At 64.0% G+C, this 26,176-nt stretch carries 25 protein-coding genes; 9 read left to right on the top strand and 16 right to left on the bottom strand.

Going from position 1 to position 26,176, the window contains the following annotated elements; translation table 11 throughout:
- Nucleotides 1–224: 224 nt before the first annotated feature.
- Nucleotides 225–1,655: a lytic transglycosylase domain-containing protein gene (locus tag ABNP31_RS17485; protein WP_085664608.1), complete on the bottom strand. Its 1,431-nt coding sequence runs from the start codon at nt 1,653–1,655 to the stop codon at nt 225–227.
- Between the two features lie 100 nt (nt 1,656–1,755).
- Nucleotides 1,756–2,535: a hydroxyacylglutathione hydrolase gene (gene gloB / locus ABNP31_RS17480; RefSeq protein ID WP_013973400.1), complete on the bottom strand. Its 780-nt coding sequence runs from the start codon at nt 2,533–2,535 to the stop codon at nt 1,756–1,758.
- Nucleotides 2,536–2,620: 85 nt separating this feature from the next.
- On the opposite strand from gloB, the gene ABNP31_RS17475 reads away from it, so the two are divergent.
- The 4 genes from ABNP31_RS17475 to ABNP31_RS17460 all read left to right on the top strand — a co-directional run bounded on the left by ABNP31_RS17475 (nt 2,621) and on the right by ABNP31_RS17460 (nt 7,089).
- Nucleotides 2,621–3,394, top strand: a complete 774-nt coding sequence (locus ABNP31_RS17475) for a class I SAM-dependent methyltransferase (RefSeq protein WP_085664609.1) — start codon at nt 2,621–2,623, stop codon at nt 3,392–3,394.
- Nucleotides 3,395–3,407: 13 nt separating this feature from the next.
- Entirely contained in the window at nt 3,408–3,854 is a 447-nt protein-coding gene (gene rnhA, locus ABNP31_RS17470) for a ribonuclease HI (protein ID WP_003261021.1), read from the top strand.
- 51 nt (nt 3,855–3,905) lie between these two features.
- A complete protein-coding gene (dnaQ, locus tag ABNP31_RS17465; RefSeq protein WP_085590408.1) occupies nt 3,906–4,664 on the top strand; it encodes a DNA polymerase III subunit epsilon in 759 nt (252 codons plus the stop codon).
- Nucleotides 4,665–4,839: 175 nt separating this feature from the next.
- The gene (locus ABNP31_RS17460) at nt 4,840–7,089 is read left to right on the top strand and encodes an Orn/Lys/Arg decarboxylase N-terminal domain-containing protein (protein WP_350013426.1); all 2,250 of its coding nucleotides are present in this window, start codon (nt 4,840–4,842) and stop codon (nt 7,087–7,089) included.
- Here the strand turns inward: ABNP31_RS17460 and ABNP31_RS17455 are convergent.
- Nucleotides 7,073–7,291: a hypothetical protein gene (locus ABNP31_RS17455; protein ID WP_003261019.1), complete on the bottom strand. Its 219-nt coding sequence runs from the start codon at nt 7,289–7,291 to the stop codon at nt 7,073–7,075. The two genes, ABNP31_RS17460 and ABNP31_RS17455, sit on opposite strands and share 17 nt — an antisense overlap.
- Before the next feature lie 157 nt (nt 7,292–7,448).
- Between ABNP31_RS17455 and ABNP31_RS17450 the strand changes: the two genes are divergently transcribed.
- A complete protein-coding gene (locus ABNP31_RS17450) occupies nt 7,449–8,009 on the top strand; it encodes an NADPH-dependent FMN reductase (RefSeq protein WP_054572488.1) in 561 nt (186 codons plus the stop codon).
- A gap of 172 nt (nt 8,010–8,181) precedes the next feature.
- Here the strand turns inward: ABNP31_RS17450 and ABNP31_RS17445 are convergent, their stop codons facing one another.
- Complete coding sequence (locus tag ABNP31_RS17445) at nt 8,182–10,248, bottom strand: TonB-dependent receptor family protein (protein WP_085664610.1); 2,067 nt, start codon at nt 10,246–10,248, stop codon at nt 8,182–8,184.
- A gap of 220 nt (nt 10,249–10,468) precedes the next feature.
- On the opposite strand from ABNP31_RS17445, the gene ABNP31_RS17440 reads away from it, so the two are divergent.
- The 3 genes from ABNP31_RS17440 to ABNP31_RS17430 are packed head-to-tail and all read left to right on the top strand — an operon-like array spanning nt 10,469 to nt 11,431.
- On the top strand, nt 10,469–10,717 hold the full coding sequence (locus ABNP31_RS17440; protein WP_085614418.1) for a helix-turn-helix domain-containing protein: 249 nt from the start codon (nt 10,469–10,471) through the stop codon (nt 10,715–10,717).
- Nucleotides 10,718–10,728: 11 nt separating this feature from the next.
- Entirely contained in the window at nt 10,729–11,076 is a 348-nt protein-coding gene (locus ABNP31_RS17435) for a head completion/stabilization protein (RefSeq protein ID WP_085664611.1), read from the top strand.
- Nucleotides 11,069–11,431, top strand: a complete 363-nt coding sequence (locus ABNP31_RS17430) for a hypothetical protein (RefSeq protein WP_075045812.1) — start codon at nt 11,069–11,071, stop codon at nt 11,429–11,431. Before ABNP31_RS17435 ends, ABNP31_RS17430 begins: the two co-directional genes overlap by 8 nt.
- Here ABNP31_RS17430 and ABNP31_RS17425 read toward each other — a convergent pair.
- Nucleotides 11,428–11,820, bottom strand: coding sequence for a helix-turn-helix domain-containing protein (locus ABNP31_RS17425; RefSeq protein WP_085664612.1), 393 nt, complete (start codon nt 11,818–11,820; stop codon nt 11,428–11,430). The two genes, ABNP31_RS17430 and ABNP31_RS17425, sit on opposite strands and share 4 nt — an antisense overlap.
- Nucleotides 11,821–12,020: 200 nt before the next feature.
- On the opposite strand from ABNP31_RS17425, the gene ABNP31_RS17420 reads away from it, so the two are divergent.
- Nucleotides 12,021–12,284: an ogr/Delta-like zinc finger family protein gene (locus ABNP31_RS17420; protein WP_085664613.1), complete on the top strand. Its 264-nt coding sequence runs from the start codon at nt 12,021–12,023 to the stop codon at nt 12,282–12,284.
- Nucleotides 12,285–12,363: 79 nt separating this feature from the next.
- Here the strand turns inward: ABNP31_RS17420 and nuoN are convergent, their stop codons facing one another.
- The 11 genes from nuoN to nuoC form a co-directional block, all read right to left on the bottom strand.
- Nucleotides 12,364–13,833 carry an NADH-quinone oxidoreductase subunit NuoN gene (gene nuoN / locus ABNP31_RS17415; protein WP_025339926.1) on the bottom strand — a complete coding sequence of 490 codons (1,470 nt, stop codon included), beginning with the start codon at nt 13,831–13,833 and terminating at the stop codon, nt 12,364–12,366.
- A gap of 7 nt (nt 13,834–13,840) precedes the next feature.
- Complete coding sequence (gene nuoM / locus ABNP31_RS17410; protein ID WP_015271056.1) at nt 13,841–15,373, bottom strand: NADH-quinone oxidoreductase subunit M; 1,533 nt, start codon at nt 15,371–15,373, stop codon at nt 13,841–13,843.
- A 49-nt stretch (nt 15,374–15,422) separates the two neighbouring features.
- The gene (nuoL, locus tag ABNP31_RS17405) at nt 15,423–17,276 is read right to left on the bottom strand and encodes an NADH-quinone oxidoreductase subunit L (protein WP_350012593.1); all 1,854 of its coding nucleotides are present in this window, start codon (nt 17,274–17,276) and stop codon (nt 15,423–15,425) included.
- Nucleotides 17,273–17,581 (bottom strand): NADH-quinone oxidoreductase subunit NuoK, encoded by a 309-nt coding sequence (nuoK, locus tag ABNP31_RS17400; RefSeq protein WP_003251446.1) that lies wholly within the window; start codon nt 17,579–17,581, stop codon nt 17,273–17,275. Before nuoK ends, nuoL begins: the two co-directional genes overlap by 4 nt.
- A gap of 3 nt (nt 17,582–17,584) precedes the next feature.
- Complete coding sequence (gene nuoJ, locus ABNP31_RS17395; protein ID WP_003261007.1) at nt 17,585–18,085, bottom strand: NADH-quinone oxidoreductase subunit J; 501 nt, start codon at nt 18,083–18,085, stop codon at nt 17,585–17,587.
- Nucleotides 18,086–18,095: 10 nt separating this feature from the next.
- On the bottom strand, nt 18,096–18,644 hold the full coding sequence (nuoI, locus tag ABNP31_RS17390; RefSeq protein ID WP_003251442.1) for an NADH-quinone oxidoreductase subunit NuoI: 549 nt from the start codon (nt 18,642–18,644) through the stop codon (nt 18,096–18,098).
- Nucleotides 18,645–18,655: 11 nt separating this feature from the next.
- Nucleotides 18,656–19,663 carry an NADH-quinone oxidoreductase subunit NuoH gene (gene nuoH, locus ABNP31_RS17385; protein WP_003251440.1) on the bottom strand — a complete coding sequence of 336 codons (1,008 nt, stop codon included), beginning with the start codon at nt 19,661–19,663 and terminating at the stop codon, nt 18,656–18,658.
- Nucleotides 19,660–22,374 (bottom strand): NADH-quinone oxidoreductase subunit NuoG, encoded by a 2,715-nt coding sequence (nuoG, locus tag ABNP31_RS17380; protein WP_085664614.1) that lies wholly within the window; start codon nt 22,372–22,374, stop codon nt 19,660–19,662. The genes nuoH and nuoG overlap by 4 nt, the downstream gene beginning before the upstream one ends.
- A 133-nt stretch (nt 22,375–22,507) precedes the next feature.
- A complete protein-coding gene (gene nuoF, locus ABNP31_RS17375; protein WP_025339923.1) occupies nt 22,508–23,872 on the bottom strand; it encodes an NADH-quinone oxidoreductase subunit NuoF in 1,365 nt (454 codons plus the stop codon).
- Nucleotides 23,869–24,366, bottom strand: a complete 498-nt coding sequence (nuoE, locus tag ABNP31_RS17370) for an NADH-quinone oxidoreductase subunit NuoE (protein ID WP_003251433.1) — start codon at nt 24,364–24,366, stop codon at nt 23,869–23,871. Before nuoE ends, nuoF begins: the two co-directional genes overlap by 4 nt.
- A gap of 2 nt (nt 24,367–24,368) precedes the next feature.
- A complete protein-coding gene (gene nuoC / locus ABNP31_RS17365) occupies nt 24,369–26,150 on the bottom strand; it encodes an NADH-quinone oxidoreductase subunit C/D (protein ID WP_013973384.1) in 1,782 nt (593 codons plus the stop codon).
- Between the last annotated feature and the right edge of the window lie 26 nt (nt 26,151–26,176).

The raw sequence follows: 26,176 nt of genomic DNA, 5'->3' as shown, positions 1-26,176 counted from the left end.
TGGGGTTGGAAAAAGAGAGGTTTTGAAGGTGGGGTTGGCGGGCGTGCCTGCTTCTGTCCAATGGGAATGACGCGGTAGCTGTAGGAGCGGCCTTGTGTCGCGATCGGGCTGCGCAGCAGCCCCAGCGATATCGGCATCACCTTCAATAATCTGGGGCTGCTGCGCAGCCCGATCGCGACACAAGGCCGCTCCTACAGCCACCGCGTCAATGCGGCAGGCGGGGATCAATGCGAGAGGTAGACGGTGAGGGTCTGGCCTGGCTTCAGGGCATGGCCGCTGCGCGGGTTCCAGCGTTTGAGGTGCTTCATTTCCACGTTGAAGCGCTTGGCCACCAGGTACAGCGAATCGCCTTTGCGTACCTTGTACTGCGTGGAGCGCTGCCCGGAGGCGGCTACCCGATTGCCAGCAGCGCTCGGCGCGCTGCCACCGCGCAGGGCCAGGACCTGGCCAGCGCGCACGCTGTTGCCGGTGAGACGGTTCCAGCGCTTGATGTCCTTGACCGAAACGCGGTTGGCCTTGGCGATGGCGCCCAGGTTGTCGCCGCGCTTGACCCGGTAGCTGCGCGCCGCCACAGGGGCCTTGGCTTCGGCCACGGCGCGGGCGAACACCGCCTTGTTCGGCTGCAGGCTGACCAGTTGCTCGGGCTTGAGGTTGGACAGGCTGTCGCTCAGCAGCTGCGCCTTGGCGGTGGGTACCAGCAGCTGCTGCGGGCCATCCACGGTCATGCGCTTCTTGAATGCCGGGTTGAGCTGGATCAGCTCGTCTTCGTCGATGTTGGCGAAGGCCGCTACCCGCGACAGGTCGAGGCGGTCGTTGATGGCCACCGCCTCGAAGTAGGGTTCGTTGGCGATCGGGTTCAGGTTCACGCCATAGGCTTCCGGCGTGAGTACCACCTGCGACAGGGCCAGCAGCTTGGGCACGTAGTCGCGGGTTTCCTGCGGCAGCGGCAGGTTCCAGTAGTCGGTGGGCAGGCCGAGCCGTTCGTTGCGCTCGATGGCGCGGCTGACTGTGCCTTCGCCGGCGTTGTAGGCAGCCAGGGCCAGCAGCCAGTCGCCGTTGAACATGTCGTGCAGGCGGCTGAGGTAGTCCAGGGCGGCGTTGGTCGAGGCGGTCACGTCGCGACGGCCATCGTAGAAGTTGGTCTGGCGCAGATTGAAGTGGCGGCCGGTGGACGGAATGAACTGCCACATCCCCGCGGCATGGGCGCGCGAGTAGGCCATCGGGTTGTAGGCGCTCTCGATGGCTGGCAGCAGGGCCAGTTCCAGCGGCATGTCGCGTTCCTCGAGGCGCTCGACGATGTAGTGCAGGTAGAGGCTGCCACGCTCGCCGGCGCTTTCGATGTAGCTTGGGTTGCTGGCGAACCACAGGCGCTGCTGCTCGATGCGCGGGTTGACGTCGATGTTGTCCTGCAGGGCAAAGCCCTGGCGCATGCGTTCCCATACGTCCTGTGGCGCCTGCTCGGCCGGCTTGACCAGCAACGGTGAAGGCTTGTGTTTGATCCGCGCCTGGTAGTTGTGAGCGCGAACGCTATCGGATTCGTCGAGCTGACGGGTGCTCTGGCAGCCCACCAAAGTGGCGGCCAGGGCCAGCGCACTGATTTGGGCCAGGCGCGTCAGGGCGACGGAATGAGAGGTTCTGCGGCTTCGGGAAGACATCGGCTGACACAGGTTTCCGGGCGAAAAATTTCGGCGATTCTAGAAACCGCTCCGGGCCTGGTCAACCTTTGACCATCGCTTGCGATATATCTTGAGGTTATCAGAAGGTGTCCTTCCAAGACCTCAAGGCAGCAAAAACAGCGACATGCGAGGGGTTTGAATGTCCCTTCCATTCGTCTGCTTTTTGTTTAACTAATGTTTCAGAGGTGCGCAGGAAGGGGTTGGTCAGGCGCTCCAAACCGATCGTTGATGGCAATGTGATGCGATTGTCGGCACGCAAACGGGTAACGTCCTCGAACCGCTGCTGAACGTGCGGGTTCTCGGGTTCCACCGCCTTGGCGAAACGCAGGTTGCTCAGGGTGTATTCGTGGGCGCAGTACACCTCGGTCTGCTCTGGCAGGGCTGCCAGGCGGGCGAGGGCTGGCTGCATCTGTTCGGGGGTGCCTTCGAACATGCGCCCGCAACCGGCGGCGAACAGCGTGTCGCCACTGAACAGCACCGGCGTTGCCGGCTGGTCGCTGAACAGGGCGATATGCCCCAGGGTATGGCCGGGCACGGCCAGCACCTGGAAGGTCACGCCAAGCACGGTCACCTGGTCACCTTCGTCCAGCGCCAGGTCACGGCAGGGAATGCGCTCGTGGGCCGGGCCGCAAACCCGCGCGCCGGTCAGTTGCTTGAGCCGTTCCACGCCGCCGACGTGGTCGTTGTGGTGGTGGGTGACCAGGATGTCGCTCAGTACCCAGCCGGGGTTGGCCGATAGCCAGCGTTCCACTGGGCCGGCGTCACCCGGATCGACCACCGCGCAGCGGCGTTTGGCAGTATCCTGTAACAACCAGATGTAGTTGTCGGAGAAAGCGGGGAGAGCATCGATCTGTATCATGGTGCGGATCCGATTCGCCTAGCGTGGCACATGAAGGCATCTTATCCGCGATGGCGCGGTGCGAGAACCTTCGAGGGAGAGCGCAATGACCGACCAAGCCTTTGCCCAGGCCGACCCGGACTGGGTCAAGCTGATCAGCCTGGCCCGTGAGTGGTTCAACGGCCCACTCGGCCAACTGATGCTCAAGGAGGAGGAAAAACTGCTGGAAGAAGAGCTCGGGCGCTTCTTCGGGGGTTACCTTGTGCACTACGGGCCCTGCGCCGAGCCACCGCCCAGCGCGCCCCAGGTGCAGCGCAACGTGCGCCTCGGTGCACCGCTGCCGGGGGTGGAGATTGTCTGCGAGGAGCAGGCCTGGCCGCTGAGCGAGCACGCCGCCGACGTGGTGGTGCTGCAGCATGGCCTGGATTTCTGCCTTTCGCCCCACGGCCTGCTGCGCGAGGCGGCCAGCGCGGTGCGCCCTGGCGGGCACCTGCTGATCGTCGGGATCAACCCCTGGAGCAGCTGGGGCATGCGCCATTTCTTCAGCCACGGCGCCTTGCGCAAGGCCCGTTGCATCTCGCCGTCACGGGTGGGCGACTGGCTCAACCTGCTGGGCTTCGCGCTGGAGAAACGCCGCTTCGGGTGCTATCGTCCGCCGCTTGCCTCACCGGCCTGGCAGCAGCGCCTGGCGGGCTGGGAACGGGTGGCCGGCGGTTGGCAGGGCTCCGGTGGCGGGGTGTACCTGCTGGTAGCGCGCAAGATGGTGGTGGGCCTGCGGCCGTTGCGCCAGGAGCGTCGCGAACCGATGGGCAAGCTGCTGCCGCTGCCACTGGCCAAGGTCAACCGCGCGGCGGCCAACCCGGATACTGAAAAGCACTGAACATGAGTGGTACATGAGCGAAAGCGTCGAGATGTTTACCGATGGTGCCTGCAAGGGCAACCCTGGCCCTGGCGGCTGGGGCGTCCTTATGATCTACAAGGGCGTCGAGAAGGAACTGTGGGGCGGCGAACGCGAAACCACCAACAACCGCATGGAACTGATGGCCGCGATCCAGGGCTTGATGGCGCTGAAGCGCGAATGCGAAGTGGTGCTGACCACCGACTCGCAGTACGTGATGAAGGGCATCAACGAATGGATGACCAACTGGAAGAAGCGCGGCTGGAAAACCGCGGCCAAGGAGCCGGTGAAGAACGCCGACCTGTGGCAGCAGCTGGATGAGCAGGTCAACCGCCACAAGGTGACCTGGAAGTGGGTGCGCGGGCATATCGGCCACCCCGGCAACGAACGCGCCGACCAGCTGGCCAACCGTGGGGTCGATGAGGTGCGCGCCAAGCGTTGAGCTGGGGTACAATTCCGGCCTTTGTAACTGATGCAAGTTGGAGCGCCCCGCGTGGAGCAGCAGCAAGATAAACGGTTCGTCATTCTCGATACCGAAACCACGGGTATGCCGGTCAGCGAAGGCCACCGGATCATCGAGATCGGCTGTGTCGAGGTCATCGGCCGGCGCCTGACCGGGCGGCACTTCCACGTCTACCTGCAGCCGGACCGCGAGAGTGACGAGGGCGCCATCAACGTCCACGGCATCACCGATGCCTTCCTGGTCGGCAAACCACGCTTTGGCGATGTTGCCGAGGAGTTCTTCGAGTTCATCCAGGGCGCCACGCTGGTCATCCACAACGCGGCGTTCGACGTTGGCTTCATCAACAACGAATTTGCCTTGCTGGGCCAGCAGGACCGCGCGGATATTTCGCAGCATTGCACCATCCTCGACACCCTGCTGCTGGCGCGCTCGCGCCACCCGGGGCAGCGCAACAGCCTGGATGCGCTGTGCAAACGCTACGACATCGACAACTCGGGCCGTGAGCTGCACGGCGCATTGCTCGACTCGGAACTGCTGGCTGACGTCTACCTGGCAATGACCGGTGGCCAGACCAGCCTGTCGCTGGCCGGGCATGGGGCAGAGGCCGGGGATGAAGGGGCGGGTGCTGGTGGCAGCGAGATTCGCCGTATTACCGGGCGGGCGCCCGGGCGGGTGATCATGGCCAGTGCCGAGGAGCTGGAGGCGCATGCCGAGCGCCTGGCGGCCATTGCCAAGTCGGCGGGTGGGCCATCCATGTGGCAGGCTCTGACCGAGACACCTGCTGGCTGATCTTTCGCCTGCTCCGGCCCTTTCGCGGGTGAACCCGCTCCCACAGGAAATCGACTGGCCTTGAATGCAATGCGGTCCCTGTGGGAGCGGGTTCGCCCGCGAAGAGGCCTGCACAGGCAATACAAGGCTCAACTACCCTGAAATGGACGCCATGTCCTTCGGAGGTAGCCACCTGATGTACAAGGACCTCAAGTTCCCCATCCTCATCGTGCATCGCGCCATCAAGGCCGACAGCGTCGCTGGCGAGCGTGTGCGGGGCATCGCCGAGGAACTGCGTCAGGACGGCTTTGCCATCCTCGCCGCCGCCGACCATGCCGAGGCCTGCCTGGTCGCCGCCACCCACCATGGCCTGGCCTGCATGCTGGTTGCCGCCGAGGGCGTCGGCGAGAATACCCACCTGCTGCAGAACATGGCCGAGCTGATCCGCCTGGCCCGCCTGCGTGCCCCCAACCTGCCGATTTTCGCCCTGGGCGAACAGGTGACCCTGGAAAACGCCCCCGCCGAAGCCATGAGCGAGCTCAACCAGCTGCGCGGCATCCTCTACCTGTTCGAAGACACCGTGCCGTTTCTTGCGCGCCAGGTGGCGCGTGCCGCACATATCTACCTCGACGGCCTGCTGCCGCCGTTCTTCAAGGCCCTGGTGCAGCACACCGCGCAGTCCAACTATTCCTGGCACACCCCGGGCCACGGCGGCGGCGTGGCCTATCGCAAAAGCCCGGTGGGCCAGGCCTTTCACCAGTTCTTCGGGGAAAACACACTGCGCTCGGACCTGTCCGTTTCCGTGCCGGAGCTGGGCTCGCTGCTCGATCACACCGGCCCCTTGGCCGAAGCCGAAGCCAGGGCTGCGCGCAACTTTGGCGCCGACCATACCTTCTTCGTCATCAACGGCACCTCCACGGCCAACAAGATCGTCTGGCACGCCATGGTCGGCCGCGACGACCTGGTGCTGGTGGACCGCAACTGCCACAAGTCGGTGGTGCACGCGATCATCATGACCGGTGCCATCCCCCTCTATCTGTGCCCCGAGCGCAACGAACTCGGGATCATCGGCCCGATCCCGCTCAGCGAGTTCAGCCCCGAGGCGATCCAGGCGAAGATCCAGGCCAACCCTCTCGCCCGTGATCGCGGGCAGCGCATCAAGCTGGCGGTGGTGACCAACTCCACCTACGACGGCCTGTGCTACCACGCCGGCTTGATCAAGCAGACCCTGGGCGCCAGTGTCGAGGTGCTGCACTTCGACGAGGCCTGGTTCGCCTATGCGGCGTTCCACGAGTTCTTCACCGGGCGCTATGCCATGGGCACGGCCTGCGCGGCAGACAGCCCGCTGGTGTTCAGCACCCATTCCACCCACAAGCTGTTGGCCGCGTTCAGCCAGGCCTCGATGATTCATGTGCAGGACGGGGCCAGGCGCCAGCTGGACCGTGACCGCTTCAACGAAGCGTTCATGATGCACATCTCGACCTCGCCGCAGTACAGCATTCTCGCTTCGCTGGACGTGGCCTCGACCATGATGGAAGGGCCGGCCGGGCGTTCGCTGCTGCAAGAAATGTTCGACGAGGCGCTGAGCTTTCGCCGTGCCCTGGCCAACCTGCGCGAGCACATCGCCGCCGACGACTGGTGGTTCAGCATCTGGCAGCCGCCGAGCGCCGAAGGCATCCACCGCCTGGCCGCTCAGGACTGGCTGCTGCAGCCGGGGGCGGAGTGGCATGGCTTTGGCGAAGTGGCGGACGACTATGTGCTGCTCGACCCGCTGAAGGTGACCCTGGTAATGCCAGGCCTGAGCGCGGGCGGTGCGCTGGGCGAGCATGGCATCCCGGCGGCAGTGGTCAGCAAGTTCCTCTGGGAGCGGGGGCTGGTGGTGGAGAAAACCGGCCTGTACAGCTTCCTGGTGCTGTTCTCCATGGGCATCACCAAGGGCAAGTGGAGCACCTTGCTCACCGAGTTGCTGGAGTTCAAGCGCCACTATGACGGCAATACCGCCCTGAGCAACTGCCTGCCGAGTGTGGTGTCTGCCGATGCCTCACGCTACCAGGGCATGGGCCTGCGCGACCTGTGCGACCAGTTGCATGGCTGCTACCGCGCCAATGCCACGGCCAAGCAGCTGAAGCGGCTGTTCACGCGTTTGCCGGAGGTAGCCGTGAGCCCGGCCCGGGCCTATGACCAGATGGTGCGCGGTGAGGTGGAGGCGGTGCCGATCGAGGCGCTGCTGGGGCGAGTGGCGGCGGTGATGCTGGTGCCGTACCCGCCTGGTATTCCTTTGATCATGCCGGGGGAGCGGTTCACCGAGGCGACCCGCTCGATAGTCGATTACCTGGCGTTCGCCCGGGCGTTCAACCAGGGCTTCCCAGGTTTCGTCGCCGACGTGCACGGCCTGCAGAACGAAAGCGGCCGCTACACGGTGGATTGCATCAAGGAATGCGAATGATCTCGACGCCGCTGCGCGCCAGTTCGAAGCGGTTTTCACCCAGGTGGTTGACCTTGTCGCCGATGGCCAGGCGATAGGTGGTGATGGGGGCGCCCAGCGTGCTGCCGTCGGTTTGCAGGGTCGATTCCTGGAACTCGTGCACGGGGTAGATGCGGCCTTCGGCGTCACGGGCGTGGAATTGGCCGACCATTACTGCTGCCATTTGGGTGGAAACCTCTGAATTACGTGGGAAATGTCTGCAGGCATAGACCGTGGAACAGCGTCGGAAGTTTTCGCCCCGCGGAAAAAAAACCAAAGCGCCGAGGAACGGTCATCTATAACTACAACGTCCCTTTACCCAGCAGAGGTTGGAAATTGCCATGAGCCAGGTGTATTCGGTAGCAGTGGTCGTCGGTAGCTTGCGCAAGGACTCCTACAACCGCAAGATCGCCCGCGCACTCTCGGAGCTGGCGCCGTCCAGCCTTGCCCTGAAAATCGTCGAGATTGGCGATTTGCCGTTGTACAACGAGGATGTCGAGGCCGAAGCGCTGCCGGAAGCGTGGAAGCGTTTTCGCGACGAGATCCGCCGCAGTGATGCAGTGCTGTTCGTCACCCCGGAGTACAACCGCTCGGTACCTGGCGGCCTGAAGAATGCCATCGATGTGGGCTCGCGGCCTTACGGGCAAAGCGCCTGGAGTGGCAAGCCGGCGGCAGTGGTCAGTGTGTCGCCTGGTGCCATTGGTGGGTTTGGCGCCAACCATGCCGTGCGCCAGTCGCTGGTGTTTCTGGACATGCCGTGCATGCAGATGCCCGAGGCCTACATTGGCGGCGCGGCTAGCCTGTTCGACGATGCGGGCAAGCTCAGTGACAAGACCCGACCGTTCTTGCAGGCGTTTATCGACAAGTTCGCTTCCTGGGTGAAGTTGAACAGGGCAGTTTGACCTGCCTTGAGCAATCATCGCTGAGCGCACGAACCCTGTAGGAGCGGCCTTGTGTCGCGAAAGGGCTGCGCAGCAGCCCCAGGATTTCAGCTTCGCAACATAAATTGCCGGGGCTGCTGCGCAGCCCTTTCGCGACACAAGGCCGCTCCTACAAAAAGCTGTGCGCAGCGGATTAGCGGAAGCTGTAGGAAACCCCGGCATACACGCCAAAGCCTTCGCCCGGCGTCGAACGGGCCTCATCCTTTCCAGCATCGTTGTAGCCAGGTGTCACCGTCGCCGCATAACGCTTGTTGGTGAGGTTGCGCAGGTCCAGCCAGGTCTGCCAGTCCTGTTTCGGTGAATCCCAGCCCAGGCGTGCGCCGAGCAAGGCATATTCATCGGCGTGGTAGCTGTTGGCGTAGTCCACCTGCACCTTCGACGCCATCTGCGTGTTCACCCCGGCGTAGAAACCGCTCGGCCAGTCATAGCGCAGCTCGGCCTGGTAGTAGTGCATCGGAATGCCCGGCAGGCGGTTGTCGCCGAACTTGTCGTCATCGCGGTAGTGGAAGTCACTGAAGGTATAGGCCTGGCGCAGGCTCAGCCTGCCAGTACCGGCACGTTCCCACAGGGTACTGTCGAGGCCGGCTTCCACGCCTTGGTGCACGGTGGCGCTGGCGTTGAATTCCTTGGCCGGAGCGCCTTGCACGATCTCCACCGCCAGCAATTCATGGCGAACCTGCGAGTAGTACCACGCCAGGTCCCAATGCCCCAATGCCGATTCGCCGCGTGTGCCCAGTTCCAGTGTGGTGGCCGTCTGGTTTTGCATTTCGATCGGTTGGTTGGCTGTGGGCGCACTCCAGATCAGGGCCCAGGGATGGGGTGGTTCGACCGAGCGGCTCAGGTTGCCGTACACCTGCAGGTCCGGGCTGATGTCATAGCGCAGCCCCAGGCGTGGTGCATAGTCCCAGTCATGCTGGCTCACTTTGCCGCCCCCGGCAGGGTGGTAAGTGACATCACTTTCACGGCGGGTATAGATCATCGCCAGGCCAGTGGTCAGCCACAGGTTCGGTACCAGCTCCAGGTCATTGCCCACATGCAGCACGGTGTCCGAGCCCTGGTAGGTGAAGTCGCGGGTGCGCTCACCGAACACGTCGCCATTGCGGGTGAACTGCGAAGCACCGCTGTTGGGCAGGTGCTTGGTGGTGCGCCAGCCGACGGTGGTCTTGCTCTCGTGGCCGAACAGGGTGTCGCGGCGGAAGTAGTTCAAGGTGCCGCTCACATCGGTATAGGCCACCTTCAGGCGCATCGGGCCTTCGCGCAGGTCCATCGGGTAGTCGTGGTAGACCAGGCCAGCTTCCAGGCGCGCATCGTCGTCGAGGTAAAAGGTGGTCTTGTTGCCCACCCAGGTACTGCCCGGTTGCGGGCGGCTGTCGTCGCGGGCCAGGTAGGCCGGGTTCGCGGCGCGGGGGTGGTGCTTGATCTGCTCCTTGGTCAGGCGCCCGGCCAACTCGTTCTCGGTTTCCCGGTAGCGCAGGTAGAAGCGGGTTTCCAGGTTCGGGTTGAAGCGGTAGCCGACGTTGGCGGCAACCCCCTTGGCGCTGCCGCTGCTGTGCGCCTGGTAGCCGTCATATTCCGAATCGGTCAGGGCCACGTAGTAGTCGAGGTTGCCCAGCACCTGCCCCGAGCTGATGTGCCGATGCTGGTAGCCGCGGCTGCCGACTTCGTAGCGCACCTGCAGCGGCGCGGCGTCGTAGCCGGTATGGGTGACGTAGTTGATTGCACCGCCAAGGGCGAGGGCCCCCTGGTCGAAGCCGTTGGCGCCGCGCAGCACTTCGGCGCGGCTCAGCCACAGCGGCTCGAACAGCTCGTAGGGCGTACCGCCCGGGCCGGTCAGGGGCAGGCCGTCGAACATCGTGTACACCCCGGAACCGTGGGCCCCCGGTGCGCGGTTGATGCCCGAACCGCGGATCGACAGCTTGATGCCATCGTTGCCCGCCGATTGGGCGAACACCCCGGGCTGGTAGGCAAGTACATCCTGGTTGCTGGCAACCCGGCCTTGCCCTACACGCTGCATGTCCACCAGGTTGCTGGCGCCCGGCACTTCGTGCAGGCGTTCGCTGGCGGCGGTCAGGTCGTTCTGCTCCTCATCGGTGATCAGCACCTGGCCCAACTCGACCGAGGGTGCCGCCAGGGCGGGCTGGGAGGCAGCGAAAGCAGCCAGCAGGCCGAGGCAGGATGGTGGGGGCAAAACGCAACGCATTGTACGACTCCAGGCGAAAGGCGAATGGACAACGGCGTTGAGACGAGCGAAATGCCGCTTGGAGCACGAGGAAAGTCGACAAATATCGCGCAACCTTCGTCAGAGGGTTTTGTACGAAAGTTCTTTACAAGCCGTAGCGATGGAGCAGGGCGACCCGCGCTTCGTAAGGTGATTGCAGACCGGCAGCGATGCCTCGCTCAATCACCCGTGGAGTTCAAACATGACTGACAACGCACGAAACTCGCAGCAACCCCTGGCGGACGCCCCGGTTCGCCTGACGCCACGTGAACGGCAAGTGCTGTTGTGGTGTGCCTACGGCAAGAGCTCGTGGGAGATTGGCCGGATCCTGGAATGCAAGGAATCGACGGTGAACTTCCATGTGTCGAACATCCTGCGCAAGTTCGATGTGCCCACGCGGGTGGCTGCGGTGATCAAGGCCATTCGCTACGGCATGCTGGCCGAGCAGTGAGGGGGTGAAGCATGGGCAACGATCCTCGGTTACCGCGTTTTGCCGACTGCCATGACCCGTTCTGGCCACGGGTGGACCTGGGCAGGTTGCGTGAGCGCCTGAAGCTGCAGCGGCCTGTCAGTGAGGCTGCGCTGGAAGTGGCCGCACGCTGCGCGGCCATCGACGCGGCACGCGAGTTCGCGCGCTGGCGCGCGGTGTTGCGAGAACGGGGCTACAAGCGCCTCGAGGATGTGGCCGGGCATGACCAGGGGCGTGCATTGCGGGTGTGCTACATCCGCTTTGTCGAAGCCGCGGTCATGCATAGCCTGGGCTCGACCGCCTACCTGCCCGCCGCACACCGAGGGGCTGCCCATGACTGAAGAATCTGTTTTCGACAGCCTGGCCCCGGCACTGGTGGAGTTGCTGGGCGTGGATGGCAATGTCCTGTTTGCTGCGCTGCTGGGGGCTTTGCTGGTGAGCGCGGCGCGCGACCGGTTGATCACCAACAAGGCCAGGCGCCTGACGCTGGGCAAGAAACTGTTGCTGGTATTCGTGACCGTGGGGGTGGGTCACCTGTTCGAGCCGCTGGTCTCGTCACTGGTGCCCCTGCTGAGCCGTGGCATGGCGGCGTTCGTGGCTGCCGTGGTGGTGATCCCCATCAGCCTCAAGGTGATGGTCTGGCTGGATACGCTGGACCCGCGCGAACTCATCCAGCGCTGGCGCCGCCGGGGCTAGCCGCTGGCGGCATTGGGCAAGCGACTGGTCAGCGCGCTCAATTGCCGTTCCAGCTGCTGGATGCGTTGCTTGTCCTGGACCAGCAGGAGAACGGCCTGGCGATCGGCAAGCGACAAGGTGCGCAGGCGCGCGAGCATGTCGTGTTCCCAGCCGTCTTCGTCCAGGCCTGCGCGATGTCGTTCGGGTTCACCCAGCAGAAGCCAGTCCAGTGAGCATGCGTATTGCTTGGCAATGTCTATGCAGAGTGAATAAGGAATGCTGTCGCGCACCTTCCAGCTGCTCAATGTCTGCGGGCTGATCGAAAGCGCTCTGGACAGCTCGGCGTCAGATTCCGTAGCGGTCAGAAGCTTCAGCCGGGTCAGCACCGAAGCAAGTACGTGGGTACTCATAACAAATATCCATGACTGGTTTAATGATATTCCATGGGCTTAAACTACTCGCTATGAATACAGCCCTGCGTTTTAAGGAGCGTTCCTGCAATGAGAAGCATCAAACTGAAGAATACACCTATATATGCAGCCAATACTGATAAAACCGGACGACTATTCTCACAGAAGGTAAGCCTGAACAATGCTTGCAGGTACTTGCCGTGAGTACATACAAGCTGGTTTGCCCGCATTGCCACAGCCGGATGCGCATACGCACCAGTGAAGGGCGTCATATTTTCCTGCGGATCGCCTATTTGCAATGCAGCAACGAGGCATGTGGCTGGTCGGTGCGCGCCGAGTTCGAAATGACCCATGAACTCTCGCCCAGCGGCATGCCCAACCCGGAAGTGTACCTGCCCTCGGCCAATGGTGATTTACGCAAGGCAGCGCTGCCGGGGGCCGCCCAGGACAACTCTGGTGAATGAGCCTTCATGCTCACGGATAAAAAGCGCGCAGATAAAAAAACACCCCGCATGAGCGGGGTGTCTTGTTTTGCCGGTGCGATCAGCCGATCAGTTGCAGGCCGGCTTGCTGGACCATTTCCAGCAGCGGTTGCGGGTACACACCCAGCACGAAGGCGAGAATGGCGATGGCCAGCAGCATGACGCCGCCGGTGCGCTGTTCCCACTTCAGCGGGGCGTCGTGGCGACGCAGGTTCGGCTCGACCAGGTACAGGGTGACCATGACGCGCAGGTAGTAGTAGACACCGATGGCGCTACCGATCACCAGGGCACCGACCAGCCACCACAGGTGCGACTCGACGCCAGTGGCAATGATGTAGAACTTGCCGATGAAGCCGGCGGTGAGCGGGATGCCCGCCAGCGACAGCATCATCACGGTCAGTACCGCAGTCAGATACGGACGGCGCCAGAACAGGCCGCGGTACTCGTACAGTGCATCGGCGTCACGGCCGCCGTAAGGCGAGGACATCAGGGTGATGACGCCGAAGGCGCCCAGGCTGGTGATCACGTAGGTGACCAGGTACACGCCCATGGCTTCCAGGGCCAGGCCCTTGCTGGCGACCAGGGCGATGACCAGGTAACCGAAGTGGGCGATGGACGAGTAACCGAGCAGGCGCTTGAGGTTGCTCTGGGTCAGTGCCAGCAGGTTACCGATCAGGATCGAGGCCACGGCAATCACCGCCAGTACCGTGCTCAGCACGCCGCTGCTGGCAGCAGGGGAGAGCATGAACAGGCGCACGACCACGGCGAACACCGCGACCTTGCTGGCGGTGGCCAGGAAGGCGGCGACTGGTGCCGGGGCGCCTTCGTACACGTCCGGGGTCCACAGGTGGAACGGTACCAGCGACAGCTTGAAGGCCAGGCCGACCAGCATCATGCCCAGGCCCAGCTGGGCCACCAGGCTTGGCATGCTGGTGGCGGCCAGGGCCTTGCCGATCTGGTCGAAGCTCAGGCTGCCGGCGTCGGCGTACAGCAGGGCCATGCCGAACAGCAGGAAGGCCGAGCCAGCGGCCGACAGCACCATGTACTTGATGCCGGCTTCCAGCGAGCGCTTGTTGAAGAAGGCATACGCCACCAGGCCGTAGACCGGTACCGACAGCAGCTCCAGGCCGATGAACAGGCCGGCAAGGTGGTTGGCGCTGACCAGCACCAGGCCACCGAGGGCCGACATCAGCAGCAGCAGGTACAGTTCTTCACGGTTGCCCGGGAAGCCCTTGGAGCCTTCGCCGAGGTAGGCGTGGGCGAGGGTGACGCAGGCCAGCGTCGCCACCAGGATGATCGCCATGTACAGGCAGGCGAACTTGTCGATGGTGATCAGCGGGGTGACCGCCAGCGGCGCAACCTTCAGCGCCGGCAGGATCGACAGCAGGGCCAGGTTGAGGCCCACGGTGGACAGCAGGAAGGTCTGCGAGTGGTTGCGCTTCCAGGCGATCGCCAGCATCACCACCACCGTGGTGATGGTGGTGATCAGCATCGGCGCCAATGCGATGAAGTGTTGAGTGGTGAATTCCATAGCGCTCTTACCGGGCCGAAGCGAGTTGAGTGAAAGCGGAACCGAGCCACTGCTGCACACCACTCATGGTGGCGGCAGAGGTGTCGAGGAACGGCTGCGGATACACGCCCAGCAGGATCAGCAGTACCGCCAGACCCAGGACCATGATCAGCTCGCGACCGTCCATGCCGGCCAGCACGGTGTCGGTCTTGGCCGGGCCGAAGTAGGCGCGGTGGATCATGATCAGCGAGTACACCGAACCGAACACCAGGCCAGTGGTGGCGATCACGGTGATCCACGGCACGCTGGCGAAGCTGCCGATCAGGATCAGGAACTCGCCGACGAAGTTGCCGGTACCGGGCAGGCCCAGGGAGGCGGCGGCGAAGAACAGGCTGATGGCCGGCAGGTAGGCGATGCGGTGCCACAGGCCACCCATCTGGCGCATGTCACGGGTATGCAGGCGCTCGTACAGCTGGCCGGCCAGGATGAACAGCGCGGCAGCGGACAGGCCGTGGGCCAGCATCTGGATCACCGCGCCTTGCAGGGCCTGCTGGCTGCCGGAGTAGATACCGATCAGCACGAAGCCCATGTGCGAGACGCTGGAGAAGGCGACCAGGCGCTTGATGTCGGTTTGCGCGAAGGCCAGGAAGGCACCGTAGAAGATACCGATCAGGCCCAGGGTCATGGCGATTGGCGCGAACTCGGCCGAGGCGTTCGGGAACAGCGGCAGGGCGAAGCGCAGCAGGCCGTAGGCCGCAGTCTTCAGCAAGATACCGGCCAGGTCCACGGAGCCTGCGGTCGGTGCCTGGGCGTGAGCGTCAGGCAGCCAGGAGTGGAACGGCACCACCGGCAGCTTCACCGCGAAGGCGATGAAGAAGCCCAGCATCAGCAGGTACTCGGTACCGGCTGGCAGTTCGGCCTTGAGCAGGTCGCTGTAGTTGAAGGTGATCACGCCGGTGTTGGTGTAGTTGACCAGCACCAGGCCGAGGATCGCCACCAGCATGATCAGGCCGCTGGCCTGGGTGAAGATGAAGAACTTGGTCGCCGCGTAGATCCGGGTCTTCTTGCCGTCCGACGAGCTGTGACCCCAGAGCGCGATGAGGAAGTACATCGGCACCAGCATCATTTCCCAGAAGAAGAAGAACAGGAACAGGTCCAGGGCCAGGAACACACCGACCACGCCGCCGAGGATCCACATCAGGTTGAGGTGGAAGAAGCCGACGTGACGCTGGATCTCTTTCCAGGAGCACAGTACCGACAGCACACCGAGCAGGCCGGTGAGCAGGATCATCAGCAGCGACAGGCCGTCGAGGGCCAGGTGGATGCTGATGCCGAAGCGCTGGATCCACTGGACTTTGTATTCCAGGGCCCAGGCAGGCTCGGCGCCCGGAGCGGGGGCCAGGGTGTAGTCGCCGTTACCCCACAGCCACAGGCCGATGCCGAGCAGCAGGGACATGGTCAGCAGCGCGATCCAGCGCGGCAGGGTGGCGCCGAAGCGCTCACCCAGCCAGCACAGGAAGCCGCCGATGAAGGGGATCAGGATCAGCCAAGGCAAAATCATGACGGGTTCGTTTCCTTTTGCAGGGTCGCAAGGTTCACAAGGTTCATGGTCATACCGCGGCCACTACCACAGCGCCGAGTACCAGCACTGCGCCAACGGCGATCGAAGCGGTGTACCAGCGCAGCTGGCCGGTCTCGGTCTTGCTCATGGCGACGTGGCCGCCGCGAGCCAGGCGAGGGATCAGGCCGATGCTGCGGTCAACCGGGTCCTTGCGCAGGATGTGGCTGATCAGCAGGTAAGGTTTGACGAACAGCTTGTCGTAGATCCAGTCGAAGCCCCAGGCGGCGAACCACCAGGCCGACAGGACACGACCGATACCGCTGTTGGCGACGGCGCTGACGAAGCGGCGCTTGCCCAGGAACAGCAGGGCTGACAGCAGGATACCGGCGATGGCGATGGCGCCCGAAGTGAGCTCCAGCGCATGCTTGGCTTCGCCACCGGCGTGGCCGGCGCTTTCAGGCAGCACACCTGCCAGCGGCGGGGTTATCCAGGCGCCGACGAAGGTCGACAGCACGATCAGCACGCCCAGCGGCAGCCAGTGGCTGATGCCGTGGCCAGCGTGGGCTTCGGTCTTGGCTTCGCCGTGGAAGGCGATGAAGATCAGGCGGAAGGTGTACAGCGAGGTCATGAACGCACCGACCAGGCCGGCGTACAGCAGGCCGGTGTTGCCGCTGGCGAAGGCTTCCCAGAGGATCTCGTCCTTGGAGTAGAAGCCCACGGTCACGATCGGCAGGGCAGCCAGGGCAGCGCCACCGACCACGAAGCTGGCGTAGGCCAGCGGCAGTTTCTTCCACAGGCCGCCCATCTTGAAGATGTCCTGCTCGTGGTGGCAGGCAACGATCACCGCACCGGAGGCAAGGAACAGCAGGGCCTTGAAGAAGGCGTGGGTCATCAGGTGGAAGATCGCCGCGTCCCAGGCGCCAACGCCCAGGGCCAGGAACATGTAGCCGATCTGGCTCATGGTCGAGTAGGCGAGGATACGCTTGATGTCGGTCTGTACCAGCGCGGCGAAGCCGGCCAGTAGCAGGGTCACGCCACCGACCACGCCTACCAGGTGCAGGATGTCCGGCGCCAGCAGGAACAGGCCGTTGGTACGGGCGATCAGGTACACGCCCGCGGTCACCATGGTTGCCGCGTGGATCAGTGCGGAGACCGGAGTAGGGCCGGCCATCGCGTCGGCCAGCCAGGTCTGCAGTGGCAGCTGGGCCGATTTACCGACCGCACCACCCAGCAGCATCAGGGTTGCCAGCACCATCCAGGTGTCGCCAGCCTGGAACTTCTGCGGGGCCAGCACCAGCAGTTCCTGCACGTTCAGGGTACCCAGCTGGACGAACAGGATGAACAGGCCGATGGCCATGAACACGTCGCCGATACGGGTGACGATGAATGCCTTGAGTGCCGCGTTACCGTTGTTGCGGTTGCTGTAGTAGAAACCGATCAACAGGTACGAGCACAGGCCCACGCCTTCCCAGCCGAAGTAGATGAACAGCAGGTTGTCGCCCAGCACCAGGAACAGCATGCTGGCGATGAACAGGTTGGTATACGCGAAGAAGCGCGAGTAGCCGGCTTCGCCACGCATGTACCAGGAGGCGAACAGGTGGATCAGGAAGCCGACACCGGTGACCACGCCGAGCATGGTGACCGACAGGCCGTCCAGGTACAGGGTGAAGTTCGGCGCGAAGCCGTCCACCGACATCCACTGCCACAGCAGCTGGCTGTACGCGCCGCCCTCAGGCGGGGCGACGTTGAATTGCCAGATGACGTAGGCGGCGGTGGCGGCCGAAAGGCCTACCGAGCCGACGCCGATCAGGGCGGACAGGTTCTCCGAGAACCGCCCGCGCGAGAACGACAGCAGCAGGAAGCCGACGAGGGGGAAGACGAAAGTCAGGAAGAGAAGGTTCATCCGCGCATCTCACTGGCAGCATCGATGTCGAGAGTGTGGAAGCGGCGATACAGCTGCAGCAGGATGGCCAGGCCAATACTGGCCTCGGCGGCTGCCAGGCTGATCACCAGAATGAACATCACCTGGCCGTCGGGCTGGACCCAACGGGCACCGGCGACGACGAACGCCAGGGCAGAGGCGTTCATCATGACTTCCAGGCTCATGAGCACGAAGAGGATGTTGCGGCGGACCATCAGGCCAACCAGACCTAAGCAGAACAGGATGCCGGCGACTGCCAGACCATGCTCGAGAGGGATAGCACCCATGATTTACTCCTTCGCCTCGTTGCGGCCCAGGTGGAAGGCGGTGACGGCCGCGGCCAGCAGCAGCATCGAAGCCAGTTCGACCACCAGCAGGTAGGGGCCGAACAGGCTGATGCCGACTTCTTTCGGGCCCACGGTGGTACCGCTGATGCCGGCGCCGCTCGGGGTGACGAACAGCACGTACAGCAGCTCCAGCAGCAGCAGGGCGGCGAGGATCACCGGCCCGGCCCAGATACCGGGCTTGAGCCAGCCCCGTTCCTGGGCGACCGAAGCCGGCCCGAGGTTGAGCATCATCACCACGAACACGAACAGCACCATGATGGCGCCGGCGTAGGCGATCACTTCCAGGGCGCCGGCGAACGGCGCACCCAGGGCGAAGAAGATCATGGCCACGGAAATCAGCGAAATGATCAGGTAAAGCAAGGCGTGCACGGGGTTGGTGCCGGTCACCACCCGAAGGGTGGAGACCACGGCGATCCCGGATGCGAAGTAGAAAGCGAATTCCATCTTTCTGTCCTTATGGGAGCAAGCTCTTCACGTTGATCGGCTCGGCTTCGTTCTGTGCAGAGCCCTTCGGCTTGCCAGCGATTGCCATGCCGGCAACACGGTAGAAGTTGTAGTCAGGGTTCTTGCCGGGGCCGGAGATCAGCAGATCTTCTTTCTCGTACACCAGGTCCTGACGCTTGAACTCGGCCATTTCGAAATCCGGAGTCAGCTGGATCGCGGTGGTCGGGCACGCTTCTTCACACAGGCCGCAGAAGATGCAGCGCGAGAAGTTGATGCGGAAGAACTCCGGGTACCAGCGGCCGTCCTCGGTCTCGGCCTTCTGCAGCGAGATGCAGCCGACCGGGCAGGCCACCGCGCAGAGGTTGCACGCTACGCAGCGCTCCTCGCCATCGGGGTCGCGGGTGAGGACGATGCGGCCGCGGTAGCGCGGCGGCAGGTACACGGGTTCTTCGGGGTACTGCAGGGTGTCGCGCTTGCGGAACCCGTGGGAGAACACCATTGCCAGGCTGCGCAGCTGGGTGCCGGTGCCCTTAACGATGTCGCCGATATACTTGAACATGGGTCAAATCCTCACTGGGCCGCGACGGCTGGCGTGTTGTAGAGCACGATCGCAGCGGTCACCAGCAAATTGATCAGGGTCAGCGGCAGGCAGAACTTCCAGCTGAAGTCCATCACCTGGTCATAGCGTGGGCGCGGGATCGAGGCGCGCAGCAGGATGAACAGCATGATGAAGAACGCGGTCTTCAGCGCGAACCACAGGAACGACAGTTGCGGCAGGATGCCGAACGGGCCGTGCCAGCCGCCGAAGAACAAGGTTACCAGCAGCGCCGAGATGAGGATGATGCCGATGTACTCACCGACGAAGAACATGCCCCATTTCATGCCGGCATACTCGATGTGGTAGCCGTCGGCCAGTTCCTGTTCCGCTTCTGGCTGGTCGAACGGGTGACGGTGAGTCACGGCGACGCCAGCGATGAAGAAGGTGCAGAAGCCGAAGAACTGCGGAATGATGAACCACAGGTTCTGGGCCTGGTATTCAACGATGTCGCGCATGTTGAACGAACCCACCTGCACCACCACGCCCATCAGCGCCAGGCCCAGGAACACTTCGTACGACACGGTCTGTGCCGAGGCACGCAAGCTGCCCAGCAGGGCGTACTTGTTGTTCGACGACCAGCCGGCGAACAGCACCGCGTAGACCGACAGACCGGCCATGGCGAAGAAGAACAGCAGGCCGATGTTCAGGTCGGCGACGCCCCAGGTCGGGGTGATCGGGATGACCACGAAGGCGATCAGCAGGGCGCTCATGGCCACTACCGGTGCCAGGGTGAAGATCACGCGGTCGACGAAGGGCGGGTTCCAGTCTTCCTTGAAGAACATCTTCAGCATGTCGGCAGCGATCTGGAACATGCCGAACGGGCCGACGCGGTTCGGACCGTAACGGTCCTGCCACCAGCCCAGCAGGCGGCGCTCGACGAAGCTGAGCAGCGCGCCGCAGACCACCACCGCCAGCAGGACCACGATGGCCCGCAGCACGGTCAGGATCACATCGATCACTTCGGGGGTGAACCAGCTCATTGTGCTGCCTCCTGCAGACCTTCGACGGATGCACCGAAGATGGCAGGCGGAATGCCGGCCAGGCCTTTCGGCAACGCGACCAGGCCAGCGCCCAGCTCTTCATTGATACGCAGCGGCAGGCGCAGGGCCACACCGGCAACGTTCAGGCTCAGCAGGGCACCGTCGTTGACGCCCAGGCGGTCGGCTTCGGACTTGGCCAGGGCCACGTAGGCTGCCGGGGTGCGCTCTTGCACCGGGGCGGCGCGCGAGGAGCTTTCTTCGCTGCCGAACAGGTGGAAGAACGGTACGGCAGTCCAGGTGCCACGGGCCGGGTTGAAGGCGCCCGGAATGGCGTTGAACCAGTGCAGGCGGTCGCCTTGCGATTCGATCAGGCGTACGCCCGGGTCACCGGCACGCAGGTGGCCACCGACCTCGTCCTGGAACTTGTTCCAGGCTTGCGGCGAGTTCCAGCCCGGCGACCAGGCGAACGGCACCTGCTGGCGTGGTTCGGCCGAACCCGAGTAGCCTTCCATGGAGAAGGCGAACGCGGTGTCCTTGTCTTGCGGGGTACGCGGCTCGTGCACGCTGATGTTGGCGCGCATGGCGGTACGGCCGGAGTAGCGCAGCGGCTCACGGGCCAGTTTCATGCCCTTGATGCGGAACGCGGCGCTTGGCGCGGCGTTGACGATGCCGGCCAGTTGCGGGGCGGCTTCGGCGCAGGCGCTGGTGACGTGGTCCAGCTGGGTCCAGTCGACCGGCTTGTTCAGCAGGGTGGCACGCAGGGCGTGCATCCAGCGCCAGCCTTCGTGGATCTGGATGCTGCTGTCCAGGTATTGCGGGTCGAAGACCTGGAAGAAGCGCTGGGCGCGGCCTTCCTGGCTGACCAGGGTACCGTCGCCTTCGGCGAACGAGGCGGCCGGCAGCACCAGGTGGGCGCGGTCGACAGTCGGGGTTTTCGAGTGGTCGGCAACGATCACTACCTTGGCCGCGGCCAGGGCTGCATCGACCTTGGCGGCCGGTACGCGGGCGTACAGGTCGTTTTCCAGCACGACGATGGCGTCGGCCTTGCCGCTGATGACCGCGTCCAGCGCGGCATCGACCGACTCGCCACCGAGCATGGCCAGGCCGAGGCTGTTGGCTTCAGGCACCACCAGGCTCAGCGAGCCGTTCTTCTCGCGCAGCTTCAGCGCCTTGGCGATGTTGGCGGCGGCTTCGATCAGCGCCGGGTCGGCCAGCGAGGTACCGGCCACGACCAGTGGGCGCTTGGCCGCGACCAGGGCGTCGGCGATGCGCTGGGCCAGGGCTTTCGCTTCGGCGTCCAGGCCTTCTACGGCAGGAGCGCTCGGGTCGATGGCGTGGGCCACGGCGAAACCGATGCGGGCCAGGTCGGCCGGGGCGGCGTGCACGCATTCTTCGGCAACGTCGTCCAGCTTGGTTTCAGCCAGCGAAGCGATGAACAGCGGGTACAGCGCGTGCTGGCCGATGTTCTTCACGGCGGCGTCGAGCCACGGCTGCACCTTCATCGCTTCGGCCATGGCCTCGGCCTTGCCCTTGGTGGCCTGGCGCACGGCCAGGGCGACGCGGGCAGCGGTCTGTGTCAGGTCTTCACCGAGCACGAACACGGCGTCGTGGTCTTCGATGTCGCGCAGGGTCGGCACCGGCAGCGGGCTGTTGTTCAGCACGTTCAGGGCCAGGCGTACGCGGGCCAGTTCACCGGCTTCCATGCCCGAGTAGAAGTACTCGGCACCGACCAGTTCACGCAGGCCGTAGTTGCTTTCCAGGCTGGCGCGTGGCGAGCCGATACCGACGATGGTACGGCCGCGCAGCAGGTCGGCGGCCTTGTCCAGGGCGGCGTCCAGGCCCAGCTTGGTGCCGTCGGCCAGGTGTGGCTGGCGTGGGCGATCCTTGCGGTTGACGTAGCCATAGCCGAAGCGGCCGCGGTCGCACAGGAAGTACTGGTTGACCGAACCGTTGAAGCGGTTTTCCACCCGACGCAGTTCGCCGTAGCGCTCGCCCGGGCTGATGTTGCAGCCGCTGGAGCAGCCGTGGCAGATGCTCGGGGCAAACTGCATGTCCCACTTGCGGTTGTAGCGCTCGGAGTGGGTCTTGTCGGTGAACACGCCGGTCGGGCAGACCTCGGTCAGGTTGCCGGAGAATTCGCTTTCCAGCACGCCGTCTTCGACGCGGCCGAAGTACACGTTGTCGTGGGCGCCGTAAACGCCCAGGTCGGTACCACCGGCATAGTCCTTGTAGTAGCGCACGCAGCGGTAGCAGGCGATGCAGCGGTTCATCTCATGGGCGATGAACGGGCCGAGGTCCTGGTTCTGGTGGGTACGCTTGGTGAAACGGTAGCGGCGCTCGTTGTGGCCGGTCATTACCGTCATGTCCTGCAGGTGGCAGTGACCGCCTTCCTCGCACACCGGGCAGTCGTGCGGGTGGTTGGTCATCAGCCATTCGACGACGCTGGCGCGGAATGCCTTGGACTCTTCATCGTCGATGGAGATCCAGGTGCCGTCGGAGGCAGGGGTCATGCAGGACATGACGATACGACCGCGGGTGTCGTTCTCGTCGGTGTACTGCTTGACCGCGCACTGCCGGCAGGCGCCAACGCTGCCAAGCGCCGGGTGCCAGCAGAAATAAGGGATGTCGAGGCCGAGCGACAGACAGGCCTGTAACAGGTTGTCTGCACCGTTGACTTCGAGCGCTTTGCCGTCTACGTGGATAGTGGCCATTGTTCAAAGTTCTTCGTTGGCCCGCGTGAGCGGGCGTGGCTAATGGAAATCGGTGAGCTTGCGACACGCCACGATTTCTCGGGCCTGCCGGCAAGCTGGCGAGTGGCACGGACCACCCGCCTCAATCATCTTGTTATGCGCCGACCACGATCGGCTTCGCCAGGTTCGGACGCAGCGCATCGCCAGCACCAGCTGGAGCGACACCTGCCTCGAATTCCGAGCGGAAGTATTTGATGGCACTGCCCAGCGGCTCGACGGCACCTGGTGCGTGAGCACAGAAGGTACGGCCAGGGCCGAGGAAGTTGACCAGGCCCAGCAGCGTCTCGATGTCTTCGGCGCGGCCCTGGCCTTTTTCCAGTGCGCGCAGCATCTTCACGCTCCACGGCAGGCCGTCACGGCATGGAGTGCACCAGCCGCACGACTCGCGGGCGAAGAACTCTTCCATGTTGCGCAGCAGCGAAACCATGTTGATGCTGTCGTCCACCGCCATGGCCAGACCGGTACCCATACGGGTGCCGACCTTGGCGATGCCGCCGGCGTACATCTGCGCGTCGAGGTGCTCGGGCAGCAGGAAGCCGGTACCGGCGCCGCCTGGCTGCCAGCACTTGAGCTTGAAGCCGTCGCGCATGCCGCCGGCATAGTCTTCGAACAGTTCGCGGGCGGTGACGCCGAACGGCAGTTCCCACAGGCCCGGGTTCTTCACCTTGCCGGAGAAGCCCATCAGCTTGGTGCCGTGGTCTTCGCTGCCTTCGCGGGCCAGCGACTTGTACCAGTCGTTGCCGTTGGCGACGATGGCCGGGACGTTGCACAGGGTTTCGACGTTGTTCACGCAAGTCGGCTTGCCCCACACGCCAACGGCGGCAGGGAAGGGCGGCTTGGAGCGCGGGTTGGCGCGGCGGCCTTCCAGCGAGTTGATCAGTGCGGTTTCTTCACCACAGATGTAGCGGCCGGCACCGGTGTGCACGAACAGCTCGAAATCGAAACCGCTGCCGAGGATGTTCTTGCCCAGCAGGCCGGCGGCCTTGGCTTCCTCGATGGCGCGGTTGAGGTTTTTCGCTGCGGTGGTGTATTCGCCACGCAGGAAGATGTAGCCACGGTAGGCCTTCAGGGCGCGGGCGCTGATCAGCATGCCCTCGACCAGCAGATGGGGCTGTTGCTCCATCAGCATGCGGTCCTTCCAGGTGTTCGGCTCCATTTCGTCCGCGTTGCACAGCAGGTAGCGGATGTTCATGGATTCGTCTTTGGGCATCAGGCCCCACTTCACGCCAGTGGGGAAGCCCGCACCACCGCGGCCCTTGAGGCCGGAGTCCTTGACGCTTTGCACGATGTCGTCGGCCGACATCTGCGCCAGCGCCTTGCGGGCGGCAGCGTAGCCGTTCTTCGATTCGTACTCGGCAAGCCAGACCGGCTCGCCGTCGTCACGCAGGCGCCAGGTCAGCGGGTGGGTTTCGGCCGTGCGCGCGATGCGGTTGGCCGGGCCGAAGGAAGTAATGGTCATACGTAACCCTCCAGCAGTTTGGAAACGCCAGCCGGCTGCACGTCACCGAAGGTGTCGTCGTCGATCATCAGCGCCGGGGCCTTGTCGCAGTTGCCCAGGCAGCATACCGGCAGCAGGGTGAAGCGCCCGTCGGCGGTGGTCTGGCCCAGGCCGATGCCCAGTTCGCTTTGAATCTGGCTGACCACGGATTCATGGCCGCCGATGTAGCAGACCATGCTGTCGCACACGCGGATGATGTGGCGGCCGACCGGCTGACGGAAGATCTGGCTGTAGAAGGTGGCGACACCTTCGACGTCGCTGGCCGGGATGCCCAGTACTTCGCCGATGGCGTGGATGGCGCCGTCCGGCACCCAGCCACGTTCCTTCTGGACGATCTTCAGGGCTTCGATGGACGCCGCGCGCGGGTCCTCGTAGTGATGCATTTCGTGCTCGATGGCCGAGCGCTCGGTTTCGCTCAGGGCGAAACGGTCTGTCTGGATAAGCGTGCTGTTCATGCTTAGCGGTCCACGTCAGCCATAACGAAGTCGATACTGCCCAGGTACGCAATGAGGTCGGCGACCATGCTGCCTTTGATCACCGAGGGGATCTGCTGCAGGTGCGGGTAGCTCGGGGTACGGATCCGGGTGCGGTAGCTCATGGTGCCGCCATCGCTCGTCAGGTAGTAACTGTTGATGCCCTTGGTCGCCTCGATCATCTGGAACGACTCGTTGGCCGGCATGACCGGGCCCCACGAGACTTGCAGGAAGTGCGTGATCAGGGTTTCGATGTGCTGCAGGGTGCGCTCTTTCGGCGGCGGCGTGGTCAGCGGGTGATCCGCCTTGTACGGGCCTTCCGGCATGTTGCGCAGGCACTGGTCGATGATGCGGATACTCTGGCGCATCTCCTCGACACGGACCATGCAGCGATCGTAGGCATCGCCGTTGTGGGCCAGCGGTACTTCGAACTCGAAGTTCTCGTAGCCGGAGTAGGGGCGGGCTTTACGCAGGTCGAAGTCGCAACCGGTGGCACGCAGGCCGGCACCGGTGGTACCCCAGGCCAGGGCTTCCTTGGTGTTGTACGCGGCAACGCCGATGGTACGGCCCTTGAGGATGCTGTTCTGCAGGGCAGCCTTTTCGTACTCGTCGAGGCGCTTGGGCAGCCATTCGACGAAGTCCTTGACCAGCTTGTCCCAGCCGCGCGGCAGGTCGTGGGCGACGCCACCGATGCGGTACCAGGCCGGGTGCAGGCGGAAACCGGTGATCGCTTCGATCACGGTGTACGCGCGCTGGCGGTCGGTGAAGGTGAAGAACACCGGGGTCATGGCGCCGACGTCCTGGATGTAGGTACCCAGGAACAGCAGGTGGCTGGTGATACGGAAGAACTCGGCCAGCATCACGCGGATGGTGTCGACCTTCTGTGGCACCTTGATGCCGGCCAGCTTTTCGACCGCGAGCACGTACGGCAGGTTGTTCATTACCCCGCCGAGGTAGTCGATACGGTCGGTGTAGGGGATGAAGCTGTGCCAGGACTGGCGCTCGGCCATTTTCTCGGCGCCACGGTGGTGGTAGCCGATGTCCGGTACGCAGTCGACGATCTCTTCACCGTCCAGCTGCAGGACGATACGGAACGCACCGTGCGCGGAAGGGTGGTTGGGGCCGAGGTTGAGGAACATGTAGTCCTCGTTGGCGCCCTGGCGCTTCATGCCCCAGGCTTCCGGGTTGAAGCGTGCCGATTCCTCTTCAAGCTGCTGCTTGGCCAGGGTCAGGCTGTAGGGATCGAACTCGGTGGCGCGGGCCGGGTAGTCCTTGCGCAGCGGGTGGCCTTCCCAGGTGGGCGGCATCATGATGCGGCTGAGGTGCGGGTGGCCGGCAAAGTCGATGCCGAACATGTCCCAGACTTCGCGCTCGTACCAGTTGGCGTTCGGCCAGATACCGGTCACGGTCGGCAGGTTCAGGTCGCCTTCGCTGAGCGACACCTTGATCATCACATCGCTGTTACGCTCGATCGACAGCAGGTGGTAGAACACGCTGAAGTCGGCAGCTGGCAGGCCGCGGCGCTGGGTGCGCAGGCGCTCGTCGACGCCGTGCAGGTCGTACAGCATGCTGTACGGTTTGGCCACGCCGCGCAGGAAGCTGAGCACTTCCTTGAGCTGCTCGCGCTTGACCCACAGCACGGGCATGCCGGTGCGGGTTTCCTGGGCGACGAATGCTTCGGCGCCAAAACGGTTGTGCAGTTCGACGACCACATCCTGGTCGTCAGCCTTGTAGGGCGGAATGAAAATAGCGTTGTCCGCTGTCATGGTCTCGGTCGCTTTGGGTCAACGTT

Origin of the sequence: Pseudomonas asiatica (assembly GCF_040214835.1) — a bacterium.
GTDB lineage: Bacteria > Pseudomonadota > Gammaproteobacteria > Pseudomonadales > Pseudomonadaceae > Aquipseudomonas > Aquipseudomonas putida_Z.
This window is presented reverse-complemented; position numbering and strand designations above follow the sequence as displayed.